Here is a 23,115-nt window from a genome sequence, read left to right as displayed (position 1 = left end):
ATACATCGATGTATCCAAAGGGGTCGGGAAGGGTGAGATTCCGCCACGCCCAAATAGGAACACGCATTCGAATAGCGGAGTACGCTGGTGTCATGACCGCGCATCTCCAGGGCTCCCTCTTCGACCAGACCGACGAGATCCGACTCGGCGCACTGGCCGGGACGCGCCGCACCCCGCTCGGTCATGGTGCCTGGATCGACGAGCTGCCCGGCTGGCTCGGCGGGGCCGACGCCCTGTTCGAACAGCTGGCCACCGAGGTCCCCTGGCGGGCCGAGCGCCGCAAGATGTACGACCATGTCGTGGACGTACCCCGGTTGCTGTCCTTCTACGGCGAGGGGGACGAGCTGCCGCACCCGGTGCTGTCCCGCGCGCGGGACGCGCTCGGCGCGCACTACGCCGCCGAACTCGGGGAGCCGTTCACCACGGCCGGGCTCTGCTACTACCGGGACGGGCGGGACAGTGTCGCCTGGCACGGGGACCGGTTCGGGCGTGGTGCGCGGGAGGACACCATGGTCGCGATCCTCTCCGTGGGCGCGCCGCGCGATCTGCTGCTGCGGCCGATGCGCGGCGGCGGTGAGACGGTACGGCGTCCGCTGGGGCACGGGGACCTGATCGTGATGGGCGGCTCCTGTCAGCGGACCTGGGAGCACGCCGTGCCCAAGAGCGCGCGGGCCACGGGTCCTCGGATCAGCGTCCAGTTCCGGCCGCGCGGGGTGCAGTAGGACAGCAGCGCCCGCCCGGTGGTGATCCACTCCGTCGCCGTCTGCTTTGCTGTGCGTCATCCGGCAGCGAACTGCAGAACGGGAAGATCATGCGGGCAGACGTCCAGCAAGTCGCCGATGGCATTTACCTCGTACACGGAAGCAACACCAACTGGGTGATCCTCAGCGAGGGGGACGCCGTCACCCTGATCGACACGGGGTACCCCGGGGACCGGCAGCTGGTGCTCGACTCGCTCTCCCAGGTGGGCAGTTCACCGGAGGCGGTCACGGCGATACTCGTGACGCACGCCCACAACGACCACATCGGCTCGGCCGAGTACCTGCGCTCCACGTACGGCACGCCGGTGCTCACGCACGAGGCCGAAGTGCCGCACGCCCGCCGGGACTTCCTGCACCAGGTGAGCGTCGGGGACGTGCTCAAGAACGGGTGGCGGCCCGGTGTACTGCCGTGGGCGGTGCACGCGATCCGCTCCGGCGGTACGGCACAGGTGCCGGTCGCCGAACCGCAGCCGTTCCCGGAGGCGCTCGACCTGCCGGGCGGGCCCGTTCCCGTGCACACCCCCGGGCACACCGACGGACACTGCGCCTTCCACCTGCCCGACGCCGGGGTCGTGGTCTCGGGCGACGCCCTGGTCAGCGGGCATCCGACGTCCCGGCTCAAGGGCCCGCAGCTGCTGCCCGACATGTTCCACCGCGAGCGTGCCCGTGCGGTGGCCTCGCTGGACCTGTTGGAAGGGCTCGCGGCCGATGTCCTGCTGCCCGGCCATGGTCCCGTGCACCACGGCAGCGTGCGGGAGGCTGCCGGACAGGCGCGGGAACGGGCCAAGTGAAGTGGCGTTCTAGAGTGAGCTGACGATCACCGGCGGGACGAGAACGAACGAGAACGGTCAAGCCATGGCATTGCAGATCAGCGCCACCAACCCCGAGCACCCCGTACTCCTGCTCGAACTGCCCTGGCACCTCCCCCTGGAGGAGTGGCCCGACCGCTACCTCGTTCCGCTGCCGCGCGGTATCTCCCGGCACGTCGTGCGCTACGCACGCGCCGGCGACGAGGTGATCGCCGTCAAGGAGCTGGCGGAGCGCCCGGCCCTGCGCGAGTACGAGCTGCTGGTGGACCTGGACCGGCTCGGCATCCCGTCCGTGGACCCCTTGGGCGTGGTCACCGGGCGCACCGACGAGGAGGGCGACGCCCTGGAGCCGGTGCTGATCACCCGGCACCTCGGCGGCTCGATGCCGTACCGCTCGATGTTCGAGACGACGATGCGCCCGGCCACCATGCACCGGCTGATGGACGCGCTGGCGGTCCTGCTGGTCCGCCTCCACCTCGCCGGGTTCGCCTGGGGCGACTGCTCCCTCTCCAACACCCTCTTCCGGCGCGACGCGGGTGCCTACGCCGCCTACCTGGTCGACGCCGAGACGGGCGATCTGCACCCGCAGCTCAGCGACGGGCAGCGCGAGTACGACCTCGACCTCGCCCGCGTCAACATCAGTGGTGAGCTGCTGGACCTGGAGGCGTCCGGGGCGCTGCACCCCTCCGTGGACCCGATCGAGTTCGGCATGGAGATCTGCGCCCGCTACCAGCGGCTGTGGCAGGAGCTGACCCGCACCTCTGTCTATCCGGCGGGCAAGTACCACTACATCGAGCGCCGCATCCGGCGCCTCAACGAACTCGGCTTCGACGTGGCCGAGATGCAGATCCAGCACTCCTCGAACGGCGACACGGTCACCTTCGTACCGAAGGTCGTCGACGCCGGCCACCACCAGCGGCAGCTGCTGCGGCTGACCGGGCTCGACACCGAGGAGAACCAGGCGCGGCGGCTCCTCAGCGACCTGGAGAGCTGGATGGCCACCCAGGACGACTACGAGCCGGGCGACCCCCTCGGCGCCAGCCCCGAGGTGCTCGCGCACCGCTGGGTGCGGGAGGTGTTCCGGCCGACGGTCCGCGAGGTACCGCGCGAGCTGCGCGGGAACGTGGACCCGGCCGAGATCTACCACCAGCTCCTGGAACACCGCTGGTACCTGTCCGAGCGGGCGCAGCACGACATCGGGCTGGACGAGGCGGTCAAGGACTACATCGCGAACATCCTGCCCAAGGCCCGCCAGGCGCTGCCCCTGCCGACGGACGAGGACGCGGCGCCGCCCGTCTGAGTCACTCGTGCGGGACGACGGCCACCGGGCAGTGCGCGTGGTGCAGTACACCGTGGGCGACCGAGCCGATCCGCGCGCCCACGGCCGAGCGGTGGGCGCGCCGTCCGACGACCAGGAGCTGCGCCCGCGAGGCCACCGACAGCAGCACCTCCCCCGCGCTGCCCATCTCCACGTGCGGGGTGACGGGCACATCGGGGAAGCGCTCGCGCCAGGGTTCCAGCGCGGCGGTGAGCGCGTTCTTCTCGTACGGTTCCATGCCGCCGGCCTCGTCGAGGAGCTTCAGCGAACCCGGGCTGTACGCGAACAGCGGCGGCAGGCTCCACGCGCGTACGGCACGGACCGAGGCGCCGCGAGCCGCCGCGGCCTCGAACGCGAACCGCAGGGCCGGTGCGCTCTCCTCCGGGTCACCGTGCTGCCCGACGACGACCTCGCGCCCGCCGGCCTCGTCGGAGGCGCGGTCCTCCGCCCGTACGAGGACCACGGGCCGCGTGGACTCGGCGATCACGTGCTGCCCGACGGAGCCGAGCAGGAACCCGACGACGGCTCCGTGTCCCCGGGAGCCGAGCGCCAGCAGCTCGGCCTCAGCGGCGGCCTCGGCAAGGGTGTGCGCCGTGCTGCCCTCGATCACGTCGACGGTCACGTCCAGCTCGGGATGCCGTTCGGCGACGGTCCGGGCGGCCTCGTCCACCCCCTCCCGCACCCACTCGTCGTGTGTCTCCCGGGAAGCGGCCCCGAACGCCTGGTCCGGCACCAGCTCCCAGGCGTGCAGCACGCGCAGTGCGAGGTTCCGGCGTACGGCCTCGCGGGCCGCCCAGGCCAGCGCCGCGTGACTCTCGGGCGTACCGTCCACCCCTGCCGTGATCGGGCGCGTCATACGGTTCCCTCCGTGTCGCAGTCAGTCGTGATCATGCGTATCGGGCCCAGTCTTCACTACCGTGTGCCCATGACTTTGGAATGGGAACAAGTGATCGTGGACGCGGCGGACCCCGGCGCGCTGGGGCGCTGGTGGGCCGAGGCGCTCGGCTGGGTGGTCGTCGACGACTCCCCCGAGGAGTACGAGATCCGGCCGACGCCGGACCGGCTGCCCGGGCTGCTCTTCGTACGGGTCCCGGAGGCGAAGTCCGTCAAGAACCGGCTGCACCTCGACTTCCGGCCCGACGACCGGCAGGCCGAGGTCGACCGGCTGCTGGCCCTCGGAGCTCGCCACGCGGACATCGGCCAGGGAGAGCAGCCCTGGACCACTCTCCAGGACCCGGAGGGCAACGAGTTCTGCGTGCTCTCCGAGCGACAGCGCTGACCGGAGCGAAGCGGGGCCATCGAACATACGATGGGGCGGAGGCGGCGCGCCGCACGGTGACGCCGCCCGCTCAATCCGATCACTCGGGGTGGGAGACGTATGGCACAGGCCGCGGATGCAGCGCGGACCGTCATCATGACCGTGGACGACGACCCCGGGGTGTCCCGGGCCGTCGCCCGTGACCTGCGGCGGCGCTACGGCGAGTCGTACCGGATCGTGCGTGCGGAGTCCGGCGAGTCCGCGCTGGACGCGCTGCGGGAGCTGAAGCTGCGCGGTGACCTGGTGGCGGTGATCCTGGCCGACTACCGGATGCCGCAGATGAACGGCATCGAGTTCCTCGAACAGGCCCTGGACGTCTATCCGGGCGCCCGGCGCGTGCTGCTCACCGCGTACGCGGACACCAACGCGGCGATCGACGCGATCAACGTCGTCGACCTCGACCACTACCTGCTCAAGCCCTGGGATCCGCCGGAGGAGAAGCTCTATCCGGTGCTCGACGATCTCCTGGAGGCGTGGCGGTGCAGTGACTTCCGGCCGGTGCCGAGCACCAAGGTGGTCGGTCACCGGTGGTCGGCGCGGTCGTCGGACGTACGGGAGTTCCTGGCCCGCAACCAGGTGCCGTACCGCTGGTACTCGACCGAGGAGCCCGAGGGGCAGCGGCTGCTGGCGGCCTGTGGCGAGGACGGGCAGCGACTGCCGGTCGTGATCACGGCCGACGGTACGGCGCTCGTGGAGCCGGAGGTGCCTGAGCTGGCCGCGCAGGTGGGCCTTGCGACGACGCCCACGGCCGACTTCTACGACCTGGTCGTCATCGGCGGCGGTCCTGCCGGTCTTGGCGCGGCCGTGTACGGGGCCTCGGAGGGGCTGCGGACGGTGCTGGTGGAACGGTCGGCGACCGGTGGGCAGGCCGGGCAGAGTTCGCGGATCGAGAACTATCTGGGGTTCCCGGACGGGGTCTCCGGCGCCCAGCTCACCGACCGGGCGCGGCGGCAGGCCACGAAGTTCGGTGCCGAGATCCTCTCCGCGCGCGAGGTGACCGGACTTGAGGTGAGCGGCGCGGCTCGGCTCGTGCGGTTCTCGGACGGGTCCGCGATCGCCGCGCACAGCGTGATCCTGGCGACCGGTGTGTCGTACCGGCAGCTGGAGGCGCCGGGCGCCACCGATCTGTCGGGCTGCGGGGTGTTCTACGGGTCGGCGCTGACCGAGGCCGCCTCCTGCCAGGGCCACGACGTGTACATCGTCGGCGGCGCCAACTCGGCGGGGCAGGCGGCGATGTACCTGTCCAGGGGCGCCAAGTCGGTGACCCTGCTGGTGCGCGGGGCGGACCTCACCGCGTCGATGTCGTACTACCTGATCCAGCAGATCGCCGAGGCGCCGAACATCTCGGTGCGGGCCGCCACGGTCGTCGAGGCCGCGCACGGCGGCGACCACCTGGAGCAGCTGACGTTGCGCGACACGGCGAGCGGGCAGACCGAACTGGTCGACGCTCAGTGGCTGTTCGTGTTCATCGGCGCGGCCCCGCTGACCGGCTGGCTGGACGGCACGGTGCTGCGCGACGAGCGCGGCTTCATCCTGGCGGGCCCCGACCTGACCGCCGACGGGCGGCCACCGGCGGACTGGGAGCTGGACCGGCCGCCGTACCACCTGGAGACCAACATCCCCGGCGTGTTCGTCGCGGGGGACGCGCGCGCGGAGTCCGCCAAACGGGTCGCGTCCGCCGTCGGAGAGGGAGCCATGGCCGTGATGCTCGTACACCGGTATCTGGAGCAGTCGTGAGCGGCCGGTTGATGCCGTGCAGCCCGGCGGAGATCGGCGCGCTGTTCCTGTTCGAGAAGCTGACCGCCGAGCAGCTCGGCAGGCTGTGCGGCGAGGGCCGGGTCGAACTGTTCGACCCCGGGCCGGTGTTCGCCGAGGGCGACCCGGCCACCTGCTTCTACGTGATGATCGAGGGCACGGTCGTCCTGTCACGCCGGGTGGGCGGCGACGACGTCGAAGTGAGCCGTACGTCCCAGTCCGGGGTGTACGCGGGGGCCGTGCAGGCGTACCTCGGGGACCGGAAGCCTCAGGTGTACCGGAACTCTGTGCGGGTGTCGGAACCGACCCGGTTCTTCGTGCTGCCCGCCGATTCGTTCGCGGACATCATGCACGAGTGGTTTCCGATGGCGGTCCATCTCCTGGAGGGGCTGTTCCTCGGTTCGCAGAGCGCGCAGCAGGCCATCGGGCAGCGTGAACGGCTGCTGGCGCTGGGCTCGTTGTCCGCGGGTCTCACCCATGAACTCAACAACCCGGCCGCCGCGGCCGTACGGGCAACCTCGTCGCTGCGGGACCGGGTCGCGCACATGCGGCACAAGCTCGGGATCATCGCCTCGGGCCCGTACAAGGGCGACTCCCTGAAGGGCCTGGTCGCCATCCAGGAGCGGACGGCCGAGCGGGTCGCCAAGGCGCAGGCGCTGAGCCCGCTCGAAGCGTCCGACCGGGAGGACGAACTCGCCGACTGGCTCGACGACCACGGTGTCCAGGGCGGCTGGCAGATCGCGCCGACCTTCGTCCAGGGCGGTCTCGACGTCGACTGGCTGGAGCAGGTCGCGGCGGCCGTGGACGAGGAGATGCTCCCGAACGCCGTCGGGTGGCTCAACTACACGGTCGAGACCGAGCTGTTGATGTCCGAGATCGAGGACTCCACGACGCGCATCTCCCACCTCGTGGACGCCGCCAAGCAGTACTCCCAGCTGGACCGTGCCCCCTACCAGGTGGCCGACGTGCACGAACTCCTCGACAGCACCCTGCTGATGCTGTCCGGCAAGTTCGGTTCGCTCGTCAAGGTCGTGAAGGAGTACGACCGTTCGGTGCCGAGGATCCCGGCCTACCCCGCCGAGCTGAACCAGGTGTGGACGAACCTGATCGACAACGCGGTCTGCGCGATCAAGGGCGAGGGCGACGGGGAAGGGACGTTGACCGTACGGACGGCGCTGGTGCACGACCGGGTGCTGGTGGAGTTCCGCGACACGGGCCCGGGAGTACCGGCGGAGATCCGCGGCCGGATCTTCGACCCGTTCTTCACCACCAAGCCGGTGGGCGAGGGCACGGGGCTGGGGCTCGACATCTCCTGGCGGATCGTCGTCAACAAGCACCACGGCGACCTGAAGGTCGAGTCCGTCCCCGGCGACACCCGCTTCCAGGTGCTGCTGCCCCTCACCGCTGTCGACCCCGACAACGACACCGACACCCCCGGGGACTCCGCCCCGGCCGAGGAGCCGTCATGACCAAGGACACCGGAATCGACCCCAGCGTCCCGCCCAGCGGGGCCGGATGCGTCGAGTGCGACGCCGTCGGCGGCTGGTGGTTCCATCTGCGGCGCTGCGCCCAGTGCGGTCAGATCGGCTGCTGCGACGACTCCCCCGCCAAGCACGCCACGGGCCACTTCCGCGAGACCGGCCATCCGGTGATCGCCAGTTACGAGCCGGGCGAGCACTGGTTCTGGAACTTCGAGACGAGCGAGCTGTACGAGTCCGGCCCGGCCCTGGCTCCCCCGGCCAGCCACCCGGCCGACCAACCCGCCCCGGGACCGGCGGGGCGCGTACCGGCGAACTGGGCGGAGACGCTCCGCTGAGGCCCCTCTTTTGGCTCGTTCGCCTGCGGGGCGCCTAAGCCGGTGTCGAGACCTCGGTGGGCCCACGCCCTCTGCCTGTGTGGGCAGGGTGTGTCAGTGGTCCGTGCCAGGATTGATCCGTGCCGCAGAACCTGTTTAATACCCCGCTCATCGGCCGGGACGACGAGCTGAGCCGTCTCTCCGGCGTCCTGGACCGTGCCCGGGTCCGTGAGGCCCGGGCCGTGCTCATCGCCGGGGATGCCGGGGTGGGGAAGACGCGGATGCTCGCGGAGGTCGCCGGACGGGCCTCGGACCGGGGGATGACCGTGCTCACGGGGCACTGTGTCGATCTCGGTGATGTCGGTCTGCCGTATCTGCCGTTCACCGAGGTTCTGGGGGTGCTGGCCGCCGACGAGCGGTTCGCGGGGGCGTTCGACGCGCATCCCGTGGTCGGGCGGCTGCTCGGTGGCGGGGCGGAGGAGGGGGTGCGGGACGCCGGTGGGCGGCTGCGGCTGTTCGAGGGCATGGCGGGGCTGCTCGCCGATGTCACCGAGGTCGCTCCGCTGCTGCTCGTCCTGGAGGATCTGCACTGGGCCGACCAGTCGTCCCGGGATCTGCTGCGGTTCCTGCTCAGCCGGGGCGTGCTCCAGGGGCCCACGGGCGGGGCAGCGGGTCATCGGCTCGCGGTGTTCGCGTCGTACCGCGCGGACGATCTCCACCGTCGGCATCCGCTGCGCCCGCTGCTTGCGGAGCTGGTGCGGCTGCCCGCCGTGGAGCGGCTGGAGCTGCGGCCGATGGGCGACGCCGAGGTGGCCCGGCTGGTGCGTGCCCTGGGCGAGGGGCCGCTGCCCGACACGACCGTGCGGCGGATCGTCGAGCGTGCCGAGGGCAACGCCTTCTACGCGGAGGAGCTGCTCGCGGCCACCGACGCGGAGTCGGGCGGCGTACCGAGCGGCCTCGCCGACGTCCTTCTCATCCGCTTCGAGCAGCTGTCCGACACCGCCCAGCAGGTGCTGCGTACGGCCGCCGTCGCCGGGCGGCGTGTCGAGCACGATCTGCTGAGCAGCGCCGTCCAACTGCCGGAGGACGAGCTGGAGATGGCGCTGCGCGAGGCGGTGGGGCGGCAGCTTCTCGTCCCCGGTGAGGGCGACACGTACTCCTTCCGGCACGCGCTCGCCCGCGAGGCGGTCTACGCGGATCTGCTGCCGGGCGAGCGGTCCCGGCTGCACGGGGCGTTCGCGCGGCTGCTGGCCGGGCGTGGCCGGCTTGCCGAGAGTGCGGCGGAGCGCGCCCATCACTACCGGGAGAGTCACGACCTGGCCGAGGCGCTCATGGCGTCGCTGGAGGCCGCCGAGCACGCCGACTGTGTGGGCGCGCCCGCGGAAGAGCTGCGGCATCTGGAGGCCGCCCTCGACATGTGGCCGGCGGTGGAGGCGAGTGCGCGCCCCACGGGTGAGGGCCTGGACACGGTGACGCTGATGCTGCGGGCGTCCGCCGCGGCTGCGCACGCCGGGGAGTCGCACCGCGCGGTGTCGCTCACCCGGGCCGCGCTCGCCGGGGTCGGCCAGGACACGGACGCCGAACTCGCGGCCCGCGTCCGCTACACGCTCGCCGACAACCTCATGAACGTCGACCATCTGGCGGCGGCGTTCACGTACAGCAGCGAGGCGCTGGCCATGATCCCGGCCGATCCTCCGTCGCGGACGTGGGTGTGGGCGGCGGCCACCCATGTCATGGCGGCACGGCAGATGGGCGACAACGACACCGCGCTGCGGGTGGCCCGGCAGGCCCTCTCGGTCGCCGAGGAGCTTCAGGTCCTGGACGCGCAGGCCGATCTCCTGATCTCCCTGGCGGCTCTCGAAGCCGGGGGCCGTCGTACGCCCCAGGGTCGTGAGCGGCTCCACCAGGCCCGTGAACTGGCCCGGCGGGCGGGCAGTTCCCCGGTGGAGATGCGCGCGCTGTTCCATCTCGCGATCGGCTGCTACGAGTCCGGGCTGCTGGAGGAGTGCCTGCCGTGGCTCTCCGAGGGCCTGGACCGGGCCCGCCGCGCCGGTCTCCTCTCCTCGCCCTATCCCCGGGAGATGCGTTACCTGCAGTCCTTGGTGCTGTACACGCTGGGCCGTTGGGACGAGTGCGTCCGCGCGGCGACGGCCGACACGGAGGTGCTTCCCGTGGCTGCCGGTTATGTGGCGGGGCCTTCGCTGTACGTGGCACTGGCACGCGGTGACCTGGGTGCCGTCGACCGTGCGCGGGCTCTCCTCGACGGCCCGTTCGACTGGATGGCCACGCTGGTCGCGGGCATCGTGCTCACGGACGCCGCGGCCCAGGCGGGGGACCCGGAGACGGCGGTGGAGCGTGTGCACAGCACGGTGAAGGCGCTCACCGACGACGCCGGGGCACGTCCGGAGGTGGCGGTCCGGCTCGCCGCCCTCGCCCTGGCCGCCGTCGCCGACACGGCCGTACGGCTGCGCGGGTCCGGCGACGAGACGGGGACGCTCCGCTGGACGGACACGGCGACCGAACTGCTGGAGCTGGCCCGTTCCCAGGCCACGAAGGGCCGGGACGGCACCCCACAGGGCCCGGAAGGGCTGGCCTGGCTGGCCCGTGCCGAGGCGGAGTGGACACGGGCGACGGCCGGTCCCGGAGTCGAGGCGTGGGAGCGGGCGGTCACCGCGTTCGGCTACGGCGAGATCTACGAACAGACGCGCTGCAGAAGGCGGTTCGCCGAGGCCCTGCTGGCGGACGGCCGCCGCGAGGAGGCTGCCGCACAGGCCCGGACGGCACGCGAGACGGCGGTACGGCTGGGTGCCGCGCCCCTGCTCCAGGACCTGGACGCCCTGATCCGGCGCAGCGGGCCCGCCGGCCCCTCCCCCGCCGGGGGTTCCCGCGTCGCCTCGACGTCTCTCACCGCCCGTGAGCAGGAGGTCCTGCGACTGCTCGCCCTCGGCCGCAGCAACCGTCGGATCGGCGAGGACCTGTTCATCAGCGGCAAGACGGCCAGCGTCCACGTCTCCAACATCCTGGCCAAGCTGGGCGTCGCGAGCCGGGGGGAGGCGGTGGCGGTCGCCTATCGGGAGGGGCTGATCCCGAAGTCCTGATCTGCTGCTACTGATCCGCCCTGATGAAGGACCGGATCGCCGTCGCCGCCGCCCCGCGTGCCCACTCCTCGAAGGGCAGCGGCCGGGTCAGCAGATCGCAGCGGGCGGCGGAGCCGAAGGCGGCGGCGGTGAACGCGTCACGGATCTGCTCGGCGAACAGGTCGTACGCGGCCAGCCCCTCGCCGGAGATGATCACCCGCTCGGGGCCGAGCAGATTGGCCACGGTGGCGATGCCCCGCCCGATCGCCTCACCCGCCCGCGCGTACACCTCCCGCACCCCGGGGTGGCCGGCGTGGGCCAGGGCGACCGCCTCGGCGCTGTCGGTGATCGAGGTGCCCGTGACCTCCCGGACCCGGGCGACGATCTCCGCGTCCCCCGCGAACGCCTGAAGGCAGCCACGGTTGCCGCAGTGGCAGGGCGGGCCCGCCGGATCGATGGTCAGGTGGCCGATCTCGCCGGCCACCGCGTGCGCCCCCGCGACCACCCGCCCATGGACCACGAGCCCGCAGCCGATGCCCGCGCCGACGGTCACCACGGCGAAGTCGGACAGCCCCACACCGGCGCCGAACCACTGCTCTGCGACGGTGAGCGCACGCACGTCGTTGTCGACCGTGACGGGCAACCCCGTGGTCATGGCGGCGAGTTCGGCCAGCGGCACGTCACGCCACTCCAGGAACGGCGAGTAGCGTACGGCCCCTTCCGCGCGGTCTACCTCTCCGGCGACGGCGATGCCACAGCCCAGCACCGGCACCCCGAAGCCGTCCGCCTCGGTGAGCAGCTCCCGTACCAGCTCGGCGACCGAGGCCAGCACCGCCTTGGGCGCACGGGCGGGCAGCGGGAGGTTCCGGGCGACGCGGATCCGGCAGCACAGGTCGGTGAGCACGCCGAAGATCTCGTCGCCGGTGATCTTGATGCCGATGAACAGCGCCCGCCCGCCGTCGACACGCACGAGACTCGCGGGCCGCCCCACGGCAGGCCGCACCTCGTCGTCCACGTCCTCGACCAGATAGCCGGCCTCGATCAGCGGGCGGACCGCCTTCGTGACGGCGGCGGCGGACAGTCCCGCGCGCCGGCCAGCGTCGGCGCGGGTGAGCGGGCCGTGGGACAGGACCGTGGTGAAGATCTGCGAGGCGGCCGGCGTATGGGCCGGGAACACCTCGGCACCGAAGTTCGAGCGTGTCGAGGACGTCGAGGGCATGGCCGGAACCTAGGTCGCTTATTTTCCGCTGTCAATGAAAGAAGCATGGATGGAATGAAGTACCTCTGTGACCGCCCCTAGACTTACGAAAGACCGAAACCAGCACCCCATTGACACATGATCGATGGTCACGCGAACGTGAGGCACCATGCCGCTGATCTCCCACGACCCGGACACCGGGGTCTGGCTGCTGACCACCCCGCGCACGTCGTACGCGCTGCGGATCGACGAGACCGGCGCGCCCTGTCATCTCGCGTGGGGGCCGCGGCTGACCTTGTCGGAGGCCGGGACGCTCGCCACCCCGGGCGTGGAGACGGTGAGCAGTTTCGAGGGGCGGCCCCCGGTGGGCGAGGAACTCCCCGTCGACAGCGGCACCCGCTACGGCCCGCCCTCGCTCCAGGTCCGGTACGCGGACTCCTCCCGTGGCTTCGAGTGGGTGCCGACCGGCCACCAGCTCCTTGAACCGGCGTCCGGGGCGAGCGAGTTGGTGCTGGAGTTCCGGGACCGCCTCTACCCCCTGCACGTCGCACTGCACTACGCGGTCCGCGCCGACACCGACGTCATCGAGCGCCGGACCTTGATCCGCAACGCCGGTGACGAACACATCGACCTGCTGCGTGCCGACTCCGCCGCCTGGACGCTGCCGCCACTCCCCGACTACCGGCTCAGCCATGTCACCGGCCAGTGGTCGGCCGAGAGCCAACTGCGGCGCGACGCCCTGCCGTTCGGCGAGACGGTGCTGACCAGCCGACGCGGTATCACCAGCCATCACGCCAATCCGTGGGTGATGCTCGACTCGGGCGCGGCGACCGAGGAGCACGGCCGGGTGTGGAGCGCGGCCCTTGCCTGGAGCGGGAGTTGGCGTATCACGGCCCAGCGGACCCCCGACGGGCTGGCCGGGTTCACCGGAGGCGTCGGCCACGAGGGGACTTCAGTACCCCTCGCGCCGGGCGAGGAGTTCGCCACGCCGGTGTTCGCGGGACTGTGCACGGACGGCGGGTTCGGGGCGGCGAGCCGTGCCTGGCACTCGTACACGACGACCCATGTGCTGCCCCGGGCGCGGGAGTTGGCGCCTGTGCTCTACAACTCGTGGGAGGCCACCGGCTTCGACGTCGACGAGGCGAGCCAGAAGGCGCTGGCCGAGCGGGCCGCCGTACTCGGGGTGGAGCTGTATGTCGTAGACGACGGCTGGTTCGGGGCGCGGCGCAGTGACCGGGCGGGCCTCGGCGACTGGACGCCGACTCCGGAGCGCTTCCCCGAGGGGCTCGGTCCGCTGGCCGACGCCGTGCACGGGCTCGGGATGCGGTTCGGGATCTGGGTGGAGCCGGAGATGGTCAATCCGGACAGCGCGCTGTACCGCGAGCACCCCGACTGGGTGCTGCATGTGCCAGGACGGGCCCGTACCGAGATGCGCAACCAGCTCGTCCTGAACTTCGCGCGGGACGATGTCGCCGAGTGGGCGTACGGCTGGCTGACCCGGCTGGTCGGGGACCACGGGGTCGACTTCCTCAAGTGGGACATGAACCGGGCGTTCGGCGAGTCGGGCTGGCCGGAGCAGCGGGACGGCAACGACCGGCTGTGGACGCGGTACGTGGCGAATCTGTACGGCGTCATCGACCGGTTGCGCGCCGACCATCCCGGGCTGCGCGTGGAGACGTGCAGTGGCGGTGGCGGCCGGATCGACCTCGGCATCCTCTCCCGTACGGATCAGGCGTGGACGTCCGACAACACGGACGCGGTGGACCGGCTGGTGATCCAGCACGGGTTCGGGCAGGTGTATCCGGCGCGTGCCATGTCGGCGTGGGTGACCGACGTGCCCAATCAGCTCACGGCGCGTTCGGTGCCGCTGCGGTTCCGTTTCCACGCGGCGATGTGCGGGCTGCTCGGCATCGGCGGTGATCTGACGCGCTGGTCCGAGGAGGAGCTGGCGGAGGGCGCGGCGCTGGTGGCCGAGTACAAGAAGGTGCGGCATGTGGTGCAGCACGGGGAGCTGTACCGGCTGTCGGGGCCGCTCGGGGAGGAGCCGACGGTGGTCCAGTACGTCGGTGAGGACGGGGCGGAGGCTCTGGTGCTGGGCTTCCGGTACGGGCCTCGGCACGGTCTTCCCCGGATTCCGGTGCGGTTGCGGGGCCTCACGCCCGGCGCCCGGTACCGGGACGCGCGCACGGGTGCCGTGCACCCTGCGAACGTGCTGAGCGAGTACGGGATGCGGCTCGACCTCGCGCCCGGCGACTGGTCCAGTACGGCTGTGCATCTGGTGCGCGTCGAGGAGTCGTAACCGGTCCCTTCCCCGGTCGGCCGGTGCCTGTCGGGGAACTGCGGCGCCCTGGCCGGGCGTTATAGGGGCAACGCCCCCATGGGGCACGAACGACGACCCCAAGGCAGGCGCGATGAGCGAGTTGGTCCCCGGGGGCAACACGCCCCTGCCGGGCGGCACCCTCACGCTCCGGGTGCCGGGCCCGTTCGATGTGAGCGCGCTGGTGACGGACGACGGGGGCAAGGTCGGCGGCGACGCCGACTTCGTGTTCTACAACCAGCCGACGGCACCGGGAGCCAGGCTGCACGGCGACACCCTCACCGTCGACCCGGCGGGCCTGCGCCCCGGCGCGACGCGAGTGACGGTGGTCGTCAGCGCCGCCGACCCCGGTACGGCGCTGGGCGGGCTGCCCGCGCCCACGCTCCAGGTCACCGGCCCCGGTGGCCGCCCGCTGGCCCGGTTCACGCCGGCGCGCCCGCAGCGGGAGACGGTACTGCTGCTCGCGGAGCTGTACCGGCGGGGCACGGGCTGGAAGCTGCGCGCGCTGGGCCAGGGGTACGCGGACGGGCTGGCGGGCCTGGCCCGGGACTTCGGGGTGGACGTCGCGGACGACGGCCCCTCGACTGGGCCCGCCTCACCGTTCCCGGCGGCTGGTGTGCCCCCGCGTACACCGTCCCGCTGGTCGGACGCGGCCTCCCGGCTGTCGGGCGCCGCCTCGCGCCTGTCGGAGGCGGCGGCTTCGCGCCGGTCCCGGTCGACGGGCACGCCGTCCCCGGTCGCAGTGCCTGCCGCCGGTGCGGGGTCGGGGTCGGGGTCGGGGTCCCCGGTCGGCCCGCCCCGAACACCGGGCTCGCTCTCCCCCGCCGACGGCTTCCTCGCCCTCGTCAACTCCGCCCGTGCCGCCGCCGGTTCCCCGCCCGTCTCCCTCGACACGCGGCTCGCCGCCGCCGCTCAGGCGCACGCGGCCGACATGGCCTCGGCCGGCCGTCTCGGCACCGAGAGCCGGGACGGCACGTCCGTCCACCAGCGGGTCAGCGCCGCCGGGTACACGTATCTGACCGTCGGCGAGCACCTGGTCTCCGGGCCGCGTACGCCCGAGGAGTTCGTCGACTACTGCCTGCGCACGGACCGGGCCCGCCGGACCCTGCACGACCCGGCGTTCACCCAGGTCGGCCTGGCGTACGTCACCGGATCCCGTACGGGTGACACGTACTGGACCGCTCTCTGGGCCCGGCCCCTCATGCCCGGAGACCTGGTCCGGACGGCCACCGAGGTCACCGACCTCACCAACCGGGAACGGGCCCGGGCGGGGCTGCCGCCGCTGGCCACCGACGCTCTGCTCACCCGCGCCGCGCAGGCGCACAGCACGGACATGGTGGTCCGCGCGTTCTACTCGCACACCGGGCCCGACGGCAGCCAGCCATGGGACCGGGCCGCCACTGCGGGGTCCACGCGGCGCACGATCGGCGAGAACATCGCGTGCGGGCAGCGCTCCCCCGCCGAGGTCGTGGAGGGGTGGATGAACAGCCCCGGACACCGTGCCAACATCCTGAAGCGGGAGTTCACGCACATAGGCATCGGTTTCGCGGGTGGCGGCAAGGCGGGCACGTACTGGACCCAGCTCTTCGGCGCCTGAAGGCCTGGCCCGCCGCAAAGCCTGTCCGAAGGCCCTCCTGAAGGCCTTCTCGGTGGTCCCCGCCTGCCTACGGCTTGCGCGCGACGCCGCCCACGGCGATCACGTCCCCCACCCCGGGTGCCGTGCCGGGATCGGGGCGCCAGTCGGTGATGGGGACGACACCGGGGGCCAGCAGCTCCAGGCCGTCGAAGAAGCCTGCGAGTTGCTGCGGGCTCCTCAGGTAGTAGGGCACGGCCCCGCTCTCGTTGTAGAGCCGGGTGGCCTCGACGTTGGCCTTGTTGGTGTCCACGCTGTCGTTGAAGGCGAAGTAGCTGCCCGGCGGCAGAGCGTCCATCAGCGCACGGACGATGGCCCGACCCTCGTCGTAGTCGGCGATGTGCCCACTGACCTGCATCAGTGTGAGCGCCACCGGCCGGCTGAGGTCCAGGATGCGTGCCGCTTCCCGGAGTACGGCCTCGGGGTCGTGCAGATCGGCGTCGATGTAGCCGGTCACGCCCTCGGGCGCGCTGGTGAGGAGGGCCGCGGCGTGGGTCAGGACGAGGGGGTCGTTGTCCACGTAGACGATGCGGGCGTCGGGGGCGACCCGCTGGGCGATCTCGTGGGTGTTGTCCGCCGTGGGCAGGCCCGTGCCGATGTCGAGGAACTGCCGGATGCCGGCCTCGCCGGCCAGATGGCGCACGGCGCGGCCGAGGAAGGCGCGGGAGTCACTGGCGAGGTCGGTGATGCCGGGGAAGATCTCGCGGAAGGCGTCGCCCGCCTCGTGGTCGACCGGGTAGTTGTCCTTGCCGCCGAGCCAGTAGTTCCAGATCCGGGCGGAGTGCGGCACCGTCGTGTCGATCTTCTCCGGCGTCTGTGTGCCGAGGGCGGACGAGTCCTGCGTCACCGGGCAACCTCCTTGTGGGGAAACGTAGTTGGCCCTGCCCTACAACGTAGCGTCACCGCCCTGCCGACAAGGGGTCGTCCGATGCGCAAGGGGGCGCTTCCGGCCGCGCCACTCCCTCGGTTTCTCCCCGTTCCGCGCGTTCTCCTGGCGGAACGGCCCCCTGCGGGACACGATGCCCGCATGAAGGGTGACCTCTTTTCCAGTCAGTACATGGTGCAGCCGGCCACAGCGCCCGGTATGACCGTCGAGAACGCCAAGTCCATCAAGTACGCGGTGAACGGGGAGATGTTGGCCCGCCAGGGCGCGATGATCGCCTTCCGCGGCAACCTCCAGTTCGAGCGCAAGGGGCAGGGCGTCGGCGGCATGCTGAAGCGTGCGGTCACGGGTGAGGGGCTGCCCCTGATGGCGGTGCGCGGGCAGGGCGAGGCGTGGTTCGCGCACGAGGCGCAGAGCTGTTTCATCGTCGAGATCGACCCGGGTGACGTCTTCACGGTCAACGGCCGCAACGTGCTGTGTTTCGACGCGTCGCTGACGTACGAGATCAAGACCGTGAAGGGGGCGGGGATCAGCGGCGGCGGTCTGTTCAACAGTGTCTTCACCGGGCAGGGGAAGCTCGGGCTGGTCTGCGAGGGCAGTCCGCTGGTGATTCCGGTCTCGCCGCAGTATCCGGTGTACGTCGACACGGACGCCGTCGTCGGCTGGTCGGCCAACCTCCAGACGTCGCTGCACCGTTCGCAGTCCTTCGGCTCGATGATCCGCGGCGGTTCCGGCGAGGCCGCCCAACTGATGCTCCAGGGCGAGGGGTTCGTCGTCGTACGGCCCAGCGAGGCGACCCCACAGAAGCCCCAGCAGCATTGACGTCACCGCACCCCGGCCACTCGTCGGCCGGACTGGCCGAAACCGGCCGTCTCCAGGGCGACTGCGAGGCGGTCGGCCGGTCGAACGCGGCCCGGGCGACATGGCGTTGGCGGAAGCTGTGGGATGGATCACGTGTACAGATCGTGTACAGGCCGTCACCTCAGGTCCAGTGAATTCACCCAATTCTTCGCACACGTGCTCGGCGCAGATGAATAAAAGGGGAATCGGGCCCAGGAGTTGCCGAATATTTGAACACACCCCGTCGCACCCGTCGTACCTCTGGGAAAGGTGAGAGCCAGGGGTTCAGCGAGGGATGGCCATGGTCAAGGCGCACGTCTCCACACACGAGTTGGTGGCCGGCAGGTACCGACTCCTCGATGTCGTCCACCGCGAAACGAACCGGGTCTCCTGGAACGGCGAGGACACCGCATCCGAGCGCCCGGTCGTCCTGACCCAGATCCAACTCCCGCCCGATCCCCGGGAGCAGACCGCGCGCCGGACCATCGCCCGGGTGATGCGCGCGTCCGAGATCCTCGGGCTGGTCCTGCCCGGACGGGTGGGCGTCGTGATCGACGTCGTCGAGGAGTTCGGCACGCTGTGGACGGTCGCCGAGTGGATCGACGGCACACCGCTCAGTGAACTCCTTGAGCGGCAGGGCACGTTCAACTACGTACGGGCGGCCCGCATCACGCTCGAAGTGCTCGACGTGCTGGACGCCGCGCACCGCGAGGGCATCGTGCACGGCGAACTCAGCCCCGGCCAGGTGTTCGTGCGGGACCAGGGCCCGGTCGTCGTGACCGGCTTCGGCCTGGCCGGCGCCACCTCCGCGTCCCGGGTCGGCGCACCCTCGTACGCCTCGCCCGAGCAGGCCCACGGAGCGCGCGCCGAGCCGTCGGCCGACCTGTGGGCGCTCGGCGCGATCCTCTACGCGATGGCCGAGGGACGGCCGCCGTTCCGTGACCGGGGGCGGCCCGACGCCACGCTCAAGGCGGTCGACCGGCTGCCGCTGCGCAGCCCGGTGCGCGCCGGTCCCCTCACCCAGGCCATCACGGGACTGCTGCGCAAGAACGCCCGGGAACGGCTCACCGCTCCGGTCGTACGGGACGCCCTGGTCCGGGTCATCAGGGAGGACCCGGACACCTCGGACGAGCCGGTGCCCTCCGCCCGGCTGCGCGACGCCGCACGGCGCGCGGGCCGGACCTGGAACAGACGCGGCACGGGCAAGCTGGCCCTCGCCGGTACGGCCCTGGCCGCCGTCACGGTCACCGTCGCCGTCCTCGCCACGACGGACAGCCTCCCCGGCCTCGACGCCTCCGCGTCCGGCACGGACACCAGCCCCTCGGTCGCCGCCCCGGCCCCGTCGGCCTCCTCCGCCGGCGGAAACACCGCCCTCCCCGAGCAGCCCCCCGAGCCGAGCGCCACCGCCTCCGGGCCGGTCTCACCGTCACCGTCGGCACCGGCCACGTCCCCCGAGCCCACCCCGACGCCCACGGCCTCGGGCCCCGCCACCGACTCCAACGCGCTGCCCGCCGGGTTCCGGGTGTACAACGCCCCGGAAGGGTTCTCCGTCGCCCTCCCCCAGGGGTGGAAGCGGCTGAGCGAGGACATCTCCCCCGGCAACATCGCCTATCGCATCGTGTTCGGCGCCGACGACGACCCGCGCACGCTGACCGTCACCTACAGCGAGGCGCTCCGCGCGGACCCGGTCGCCGTGTGGCGCGACGACGTCCAGCCCGGTCTGATCGAGGCGGACATCGGCTTCCAGCGGATCGGCGAGATCCGGGCGACGAACTATCGGGGCCGGAGCGCCGCCGACATGGAGTGGACGTCCGACTTCGAGGGCATCCGGATCCGTACGTTCGGCCGGGGCTTCCTCACCGGGCAGAACACGGGCTACTCGCTGCGCTGGACGACACCCGCCGCCGACTGGAACGACACCGCCAACCGGCGGGCGCTGGAGACCTTCCTGCGGACCTTCAGAGAGTGAGCGGCGTACAGCCACGGGTGGGGACACGTGTCGACCACCAGGCGTACGGGCCCGGTGACAGGCCGGGATCCGGATCGGGCCCGGTCTGTCAAAGCAGCGTCAATGAGCGCATATAGGCTGCCTGTCTGCACCTTCGCAGTCCGTCCAGCCACGCCCGGGAGAGTCACCTGTGACCGTAGCGATCGCCCCGTCCGAAGCATCGGAGATGCCCGAGCCGACCGAGACACCGGAGGTGTCCCCCGTGTCCGAGGAGTTCGACGGGTCCGAGTGGTCGGAGCCGTCCGCCGAGCCCGACGACGTCTCCTCCGAGGTATCCCACGGCCTCGACGTGTCTCCGCTCGTGGCGCGTGACGCGCAGGAGTTCGGGGCCTACGCGCGCACCGGGGGCTGGGCCTTCGGGCTGAAGGTGGCGCGGAGCGTGCGGCCCGGCGGTGAGTCCGCCGGTGAGACGCCGAAGGTCTCCGCCAAGGAGTTCGCCGGGCTCGCCGACTGCTCGCCGGAGCGGGTCATGCGCTACTACAAGGCGTGGGACAAGGCCGCCGACGACGGTGTCGTCCCGCACTTCGAGGCGCTGGCCCCGGGCGAGGAGGTCGAACTCCCGGGCGCCGACCTGTGGCTCACGTACTACAGCTCCCGTTCCAGCGCCGGTTCGGAGCGCGGCGTCGCCATCACGGAGGCCGCCGAGGCCGAGGGCATCCGGCCGACCAAGGCGCTGGAGGTGGCGGAGAACCCGACCGCGCTGCGGGCCGCGATCATGGCGGACCCCTCGACGGCCCGCGCCGCCCGGCACGCCCTGCTCGACCGGATCAAGGAGGACCCGGACCTCCAGGCCGAGCTGGCTCGCGACATCGTCCGTACCGACGACCTGAAGAAGGCCGTCGCGACCGAGTCCCGGTCGGCCGACCGGGTCGGATACGTCCGCCAGATCGCCGAGTCCGGCCAGGTCAAGACGCCCGCCGGGCAGACCATCGACGCGCCCGTCGACCTGCGCCAGGAGGCCGAGCGGCATCTGTCCCTCCTCGACGAGCTGGACGAGGACGAGGACACCGGCGAGTGGGCGAGCGAGGCCTACGACACCCTCAAGAACCTCGTCGTCGAGGCCGTCGAGGCCGACCCCGAACTGCGCGTCCAGGAACGGCGGACGAAGTTCTACAGCAGCCTGTCGAAGGCGACGAAGGCGTTCGAGGAGCTGACCTTCGACGACGTCGAGGAGTTCGCCGAGGACGACATGGTCCAGCAGCTGGAGGAACTCCAGGAGGCCATCGCCTCGTGCATCTCGGCGCTGCGCACGTCGCGCACCGCACCCGCATAACACCCGGGCACCCGGCGGCCACGACGCCCCGCGACGGCACCTTCCGGTGCTGCTCGCGGGGCGTCGGCGGTCGCAGGACCCTCAGTCCTCGGTGTAGCGGTGGCGCGTCCACATCGGCACCACGAACCAGCAGGCCACGTACCAGGCGGCGATCCCCGCGACCAGCCAGGGCACGTATCCGTCGTGGGTGGCCACCCGGAGGACCAGCAGCAGCGCGGAGATCATGGTGGCGAACAGCAGCACCAGACCGGCGAAGGTCAGGTGTGAGGCCCAGCGCACCGCCTCGGGTTTCACCTGGCGGCCGGAGACGATCCGGTGCAGGGCGACCGGTCCGATCAGGGCGCCGGTGGCGGCGGCGCCCAGGACGACGGTGGTGATGTAGATCGTGTGCTCCGTGTCGCCCAGCTGCTCGTACCTCGGCGTGAACACCACGGTCAGCAGGAAGCCGAACAGGATCTGTACGCCCGTCTGGGCCACCCGGACCTCCTGGATGAGCTCGCCCCACCTGCGGTCGGCCCGCTCCTCCTCGGTCTCCTCCCGCCCCCGGCCGCGCGTGCCGACCTCACCGTCGGTGTCCGACATGGTTCCTCCCGGCATCCGCGTCCTGACATACCTCTCGGCTCCGAGTGCCCCGTCGGACGCGGTTCGATCTGATCCCGGCCGGGCGGTTTGGATGATCGGCGGGGCGGTTACCCGAGGTGCACCACGGTGGCCACAGTGGAGGAGGTCCGGCCATGTCCGGTACACAGCTCACCCTCACGGTCAGCGGCGGCAACGCCGCCGACGCGCAGACGGTCGTACGGGCCCTGGAGTCCGCCTTCGGACCGGCGGACGAGTTCCCCGGGGACGACGACGGGCACTCCACGGTGCACACGGCCGCGTTCACGGTCGGTACGGAGACGCACGCGCCGGGTCATCCGGAGCGGGAGCGGCTGTCGGCGCCCGTCACGGTCACCGTGCAGGGCACGCCCGAGGCCGTCCGCTGCGCGGACGCCACCCTCACCGGTACGTTCACCGCCCACGACCGGGGCAGCGTCTCCGGCGACCAGGAGCAGCAACGGCAGCTGCTCCTGGAGCCGTGACACGCGTACGTACGGATACGTAGATGTGGTCCGTCCGCTACCAGCGGCTCTCCACCTGGGCCTTGATCCGGCGGTCGTAGAGGTCCTGGATCGCGGTGAGCGTCTCCTGCGACAGCGGCGGCAGGGCGGCGGTCGCCGCGTTGGCGAGGGCCTGCTCGGCCGAGCGGGCGCCCGGGATCACCGAGGTCACACCCGGCTGCTGGAGGATCCAGCGCAGTGCCAGCTGGGCGGGGGTGTATCCCTCCGGGGCGAGGGCGGAGAACTCGGCCGCCGCCTCGACGCCGGTCGCGTAGTCGACGCCGGAGAAGGTCTCGCCCTGGTCGAAGGACTCGCCGTGCCGGTTGTAGGTGCGGTGGTCGTTCTCGGGGAACACCGTGTCCTTGGTGTACTTGCCCGACAGCAGGCCCGAGGCGAGCGGGACCCGGGCGATGATGCCGACGCCCGCCTTCTCGGCGGCCGGGAGCACCTCGGCGAGGGGCTTCATGCGGAACGCGTTGAGGATGATCTGCACACTGGTCACGCCCGGGCGGGCGATCGCGGTGAGCGCCTCCGCGCAGGTCTCGACGCTGACGCCGTAGCGCGCGATACGCCCCTCCTCGACCAGGGTGTCGAGGGCGTCGAAGACCTCGTCGGAGGAGTAGACCGGGGTCGGCGGGCAGTGCAGCTGGACCAGGTCGATCCGGTCGACGCCGAGGTTGCGCCGCGAACGGTCGTTCCAGGCGCGGAAGTTGTCGAGTACGTAGTTCTCGGGGACCTGGTCGACCCGGCGGCCCATCTTGGTCGCGACCAGCACGTCCAGCTCGGGCCTGCCGCGCAGGAAGGTGGCGATGGTCTGTTCGCTGCGCCCGTCGCCGTACACGTCGGCGGTGTCGAAGAAGGTCACTCCCGACTCGACCGCCGCGTCCAGCACCGCGAGGGCGTCCTTGTCCTCCACGTCGCCCCAGTCGGCGCCCAACTGCCACGTTCCGAGGCCGATGACCGACACCCGCTGACCCGACCTACCGATTACACGCTCGTCCATGGCGTCAGTGTGTCATCCGTCAGCAGT

General features: G+C 71.7%; 19 protein-coding genes. 14 read left to right on the top strand and 5 right to left on the bottom strand.

Translation table 11 applies throughout. The annotated features are described in order from the left end of the window. Positions 1-92: 92 nt before the first annotated feature. The 3 genes from ACWDR4_RS35045 (at position 93) to ACWDR4_RS35035 (ending at position 2,870) form a co-directional block, all read left to right on the top strand. Entirely contained in the window at positions 93-722 is a 630-nt protein-coding gene (locus ACWDR4_RS35045; RefSeq protein ID WP_450414420.1) for an alpha-ketoglutarate-dependent dioxygenase AlkB, read from the top strand. Positions 723-811: 89 nt separating this feature from the next. Continuing rightward, a complete protein-coding gene (locus ACWDR4_RS35040) occupies positions 812-1,552 on the top strand; it encodes an MBL fold metallo-hydrolase (protein WP_450414419.1) in 741 nt (246 codons plus the stop codon). 64 nt (positions 1,553-1,616) lie between these two features. Further along, positions 1,617-2,870 carry a DUF4032 domain-containing protein gene (locus ACWDR4_RS35035; protein ID WP_450414417.1) on the top strand — a complete coding sequence of 418 codons (1,254 nt, stop codon included), beginning with the start codon at positions 1,617-1,619 and terminating at the stop codon, positions 2,868-2,870. Between the two features lies 1 nt (position 2,871). Here ACWDR4_RS35035 and ACWDR4_RS35030 read toward each other — a convergent pair whose 3' ends face one another. Further along, positions 2,872-3,744 (bottom strand): universal stress protein, encoded by an 873-nt coding sequence (locus tag ACWDR4_RS35030; protein WP_450414415.1) that lies wholly within the window; start codon positions 3,742-3,744, stop codon positions 2,872-2,874. 69 nt (positions 3,745-3,813) lie between these two features. Between ACWDR4_RS35030 and ACWDR4_RS35025 the strand changes: the two genes are divergently transcribed. The 5 genes from ACWDR4_RS35025 (at position 3,814) to ACWDR4_RS35005 (ending at position 10,854) form a co-directional block, all read left to right on the top strand. Next, complete coding sequence (locus ACWDR4_RS35025) at positions 3,814-4,167, top strand: VOC family protein (protein ID WP_450414414.1); 354 nt, start codon at positions 3,814-3,816, stop codon at positions 4,165-4,167. A 99-nt stretch (positions 4,168-4,266) separates the two neighbouring features. Then, a complete protein-coding gene (locus ACWDR4_RS35020; protein ID WP_450414412.1) occupies positions 4,267-5,943 on the top strand; it encodes an FAD-dependent oxidoreductase in 1,677 nt (558 codons plus the stop codon). Continuing rightward, a complete protein-coding gene (locus tag ACWDR4_RS35015; RefSeq protein ID WP_450414411.1) occupies positions 5,940-7,430 on the top strand; it encodes an ATP-binding protein in 1,491 nt (496 codons plus the stop codon). The genes ACWDR4_RS35020 and ACWDR4_RS35015 overlap by 4 nt, the downstream gene beginning before the upstream one ends. Then, on the top strand, positions 7,427-7,777 hold the full coding sequence (locus tag ACWDR4_RS35010) for a UBP-type zinc finger domain-containing protein (RefSeq protein WP_450414410.1): 351 nt from the start codon (positions 7,427-7,429) through the stop codon (positions 7,775-7,777). The genes ACWDR4_RS35015 and ACWDR4_RS35010 overlap by 4 nt, the downstream gene beginning before the upstream one ends. A gap of 119 nt (positions 7,778-7,896) precedes the next feature. Beyond that, positions 7,897-10,854 (top strand): helix-turn-helix transcriptional regulator, encoded by a 2,958-nt coding sequence (locus tag ACWDR4_RS35005; RefSeq protein ID WP_450414408.1) that lies wholly within the window; start codon positions 7,897-7,899, stop codon positions 10,852-10,854. 7 nt (positions 10,855-10,861) lie between these two features. Here ACWDR4_RS35005 and ACWDR4_RS35000 read toward each other — a convergent pair whose 3' ends face one another. Beyond that, positions 10,862-12,052 carry an ROK family protein gene (locus tag ACWDR4_RS35000; RefSeq protein ID WP_450414406.1) on the bottom strand — a complete coding sequence of 397 codons (1,191 nt, stop codon included), beginning with the start codon at positions 12,050-12,052 and terminating at the stop codon, positions 10,862-10,864. Between the two features lie 148 nt (positions 12,053-12,200). Here ACWDR4_RS35000 and ACWDR4_RS34995 point away from each other — a divergent pair, with 148 nt between their 5' ends. Together ACWDR4_RS34995 and ACWDR4_RS34990 are read left to right on the top strand one after the other, a co-directional pair. Then, positions 12,201-14,330: an alpha-galactosidase gene (locus tag ACWDR4_RS34995; RefSeq protein ID WP_450414404.1), complete on the top strand. Its 2,130-nt coding sequence runs from the start codon at positions 12,201-12,203 to the stop codon at positions 14,328-14,330. A gap of 112 nt (positions 14,331-14,442) precedes the next feature. After that, the gene (locus ACWDR4_RS34990; RefSeq protein WP_450414402.1) at positions 14,443-15,945 is read left to right on the top strand and encodes a CAP domain-containing protein; all 1,503 of its coding nucleotides are present in this window, start codon (positions 14,443-14,445) and stop codon (positions 15,943-15,945) included. Positions 15,946-16,012: 67 nt separating this feature from the next. Here the strand turns inward: ACWDR4_RS34990 and ACWDR4_RS34985 are convergent, their stop codons facing one another. Next, positions 16,013-16,828, bottom strand: a complete 816-nt coding sequence (locus tag ACWDR4_RS34985) for an SAM-dependent methyltransferase (protein WP_450414401.1) — start codon at positions 16,826-16,828, stop codon at positions 16,013-16,015. Positions 16,829-17,008: 180 nt separating this feature from the next. Between ACWDR4_RS34985 and ACWDR4_RS34980 the strand changes: the two genes are divergently transcribed. From ACWDR4_RS34980 to ACWDR4_RS34970, 3 genes are all read left to right on the top strand, one after another. Beyond that, a complete protein-coding gene (locus ACWDR4_RS34980) occupies positions 17,009-17,686 on the top strand; it encodes an AIM24 family protein (protein WP_450414400.1) in 678 nt (225 codons plus the stop codon). A gap of 319 nt (positions 17,687-18,005) precedes the next feature. After that, positions 18,006-19,673: a serine/threonine-protein kinase gene (locus tag ACWDR4_RS34975; protein ID WP_450414438.1), complete on the top strand. Its 1,668-nt coding sequence runs from the start codon at positions 18,006-18,008 to the stop codon at positions 19,671-19,673. Between the two features lie 169 nt (positions 19,674-19,842). Beyond that, positions 19,843-20,985 carry a hypothetical protein gene (locus ACWDR4_RS34970; protein WP_450414399.1) on the top strand — a complete coding sequence of 381 codons (1,143 nt, stop codon included), beginning with the start codon at positions 19,843-19,845 and terminating at the stop codon, positions 20,983-20,985. A gap of 81 nt (positions 20,986-21,066) precedes the next feature. Here ACWDR4_RS34970 and ACWDR4_RS34965 read toward each other — a convergent pair whose 3' ends face one another. Then, positions 21,067-21,567: a DUF6328 family protein gene (locus tag ACWDR4_RS34965; RefSeq protein ID WP_450414397.1), complete on the bottom strand. Its 501-nt coding sequence runs from the start codon at positions 21,565-21,567 to the stop codon at positions 21,067-21,069. Between the two features lie 152 nt (positions 21,568-21,719). On the opposite strand from ACWDR4_RS34965, the gene ACWDR4_RS34960 reads away from it, so the two are divergent. Further along, positions 21,720-22,067 carry a hypothetical protein gene (locus ACWDR4_RS34960; protein ID WP_450414395.1) on the top strand — a complete coding sequence of 116 codons (348 nt, stop codon included), beginning with the start codon at positions 21,720-21,722 and terminating at the stop codon, positions 22,065-22,067. A 37-nt stretch (positions 22,068-22,104) separates the two neighbouring features. On the opposite strand, the gene ACWDR4_RS34955 is transcribed toward ACWDR4_RS34960, so the two are convergent. Next, the gene (locus ACWDR4_RS34955; protein WP_450414393.1) at positions 22,105-23,088 is read right to left on the bottom strand and encodes an aldo/keto reductase; all 984 of its coding nucleotides are present in this window, start codon (positions 23,086-23,088) and stop codon (positions 22,105-22,107) included. Positions 23,089-23,115: the final 27 nt, after the last annotated feature.

The sequence above is a fragment of the Streptomyces sp. NPDC000878 genome (genome assembly GCF_053599695.1).
This window is presented reverse-complemented; position numbering and strand designations above follow the sequence as displayed.